Raw genomic sequence first — 1,912 nt, 5'->3', positions numbered from 1 at the left:
AGCAGTAATAGTGACCTTGACCAGGTCGCCTTCGTTGCTGCCGCCCGGGTTGCCTGGGGTACCAGGCTCGTCGGTGACGGTAGTGCTGACCGGCGTCTTGTCGAGGGTCAGCTGCTCGAACTTGCCGACATCCGCGCCTTCAACGGTAGCGATCGATTTGATCACAGGGTCGTTGGTACCGACGTAGACGTTGTCCGGGGCAGTCACGGTAGCAGTACCCACGGTACCGTTGGCCGGCACGGTGATGACGGTTTTGCCGTCGCTCAGCGTGAAGGTCAATGCACTGTGGTTGTTGATCGGCAGACCATCTTTGTTGGTCAGCGTGATGGTGTAAGTGATCTCGCCGCCTTCGGTGACCGACGGGGTGGCAGTCAGCTTGGCCACCACTTCGTCGGTGGTGTCGGTCACTTGAACCGAAGCCGCACCGCCCAACTCGAGGTTCTCGAAGGTCGCACCAGTGGCGTCCACTGCCGAGGTGATACCCAGGCTGATCTGGCCGGCGTCGTTGTAGACGTCATCGCCCTGAGCAGCGTGGGTGTACGGCGCGCTGGTTTCGCCGGCCTTGATGGTGACCTGGGCATTGTTGCTCAGGGTCACGACCAGGTCGTGAGCCAGCGGCTGGTTGACGTGCACAGTGAAGGTCGGCTTGACGTTCTCGGCCACCGAAGTCTGGTCGGCCGTGATAGTGACCTTGACCAGGTCGCCTTCGTTGCCCGGCGTACCTGGCTCGTCGATAACCGACGTGCTGACCGGGGTTTTGTCCAGCGTCAGTTGCTCGAACTTGCCGACATCCGCGCCTTCAACGGTTGCGATCGATTTGATCACAGGATCGTTGGTGCCAACGTAGACGTTGTCCGGGGCAGTGACGGTGGCAGTGCCGGTTGTACCGTTAGCCGGGATGGTGATGGTGGTTTTGCCATCGTCCAGGGTAAAGGTCAGCGCCGCATGCTTGTCGATCGGCAGGCCGTCTTTGTTGGTCAGTGTGATGGTGTAGGTGATCTCACCGCCTTCGGTGACCGAAGGAGTCGCGGTCAGCTTGGCCACGACTTCGTCGGTGGTGTCGGTGACATCCACCTTCGCGGCACCGCCCAGCTCCAGGTTTTCGAAGGTGCGACCGTCTACATCCACAACAGACGTGATGCCCAGGCTGATCTGGCCAGCGTCGTTGTAAACGTCATCGCCTTGCGCAGCGTGGGTGTACGGCGCGCTGGTTTCGCCAGCCTTGATGGTGACCTGGGCGTTGTTGCTCAGGGTCACGACCAGGTCGTGAGCCAGCGGCTGGTTGACGTGTACGGTGAACGTCGGTTTGACGTTCTCGGCCACCGAAGTCTGGTCGGCCGTGATGGTGACCTTGACCAGGTCGCCTTCGTTGCCCGGCGTACCCGGCTCGTCGGTAACCGACGTGCTGACCGGGGTTTTGTCGAGGGTCAGTTGTTCGAACTTGCCGACATCCGCGCCTTCAACGGTTGCGATCGACTTCACGACAGGGTCGTTAGCGCCGACGTAGACGTTGTCCGGGGCAGTGACGGTAGCAGTACCTACGGTACCGTTGGCCGGCACGGTGATGACGGTTTTGCCGTCGCTCAGCGTGAAGGTCAATGCACTGTGGTTGTTGATCGGCAGGCCGTCTTTGTTGGTCAGGGTGATGGTGTAGGTGATCTCGCCGCCTTCGGTGACCGAAGGCGTCGCGGTCAGCTTGGCCACTACTTCGTCGGTGGTGTCAGTGACATCTACCTTCGCGGCACCGCCCAGCTCCAGGTTTTCGAAGGTGCGACCGTCTACATCCACAGCAGACGTGATACCCAGGCTGATCTGGCCAGCGTCGTTGTAGACGTCATCGCCTTGCGCGTCGTGGGTGTACGGCGCGCTGGTTTCACCGGCCTTGATGGTGACCTGGGCATTGTTGCTCAGG

The 1,912-nt window shown here is 61.0% G+C and carries 1 protein-coding gene; it reads right to left on the bottom strand.

The features are described from left to right. The coding region (locus I8746_RS26775; RefSeq protein ID WP_409078030.1) for an immunoglobulin-like domain-containing protein at positions 1 to 1,912 on the bottom strand (1,912 nt) is incomplete at both ends.

Source organism: Pseudomonas sp. USTB-Z, from assembly GCF_019691255.1.
Classification (GTDB): domain Bacteria; phylum Pseudomonadota; class Gammaproteobacteria; order Pseudomonadales; family Pseudomonadaceae; genus Aquipseudomonas; species Aquipseudomonas alloputida.
This window is presented reverse-complemented; position numbering and strand designations above follow the sequence as displayed.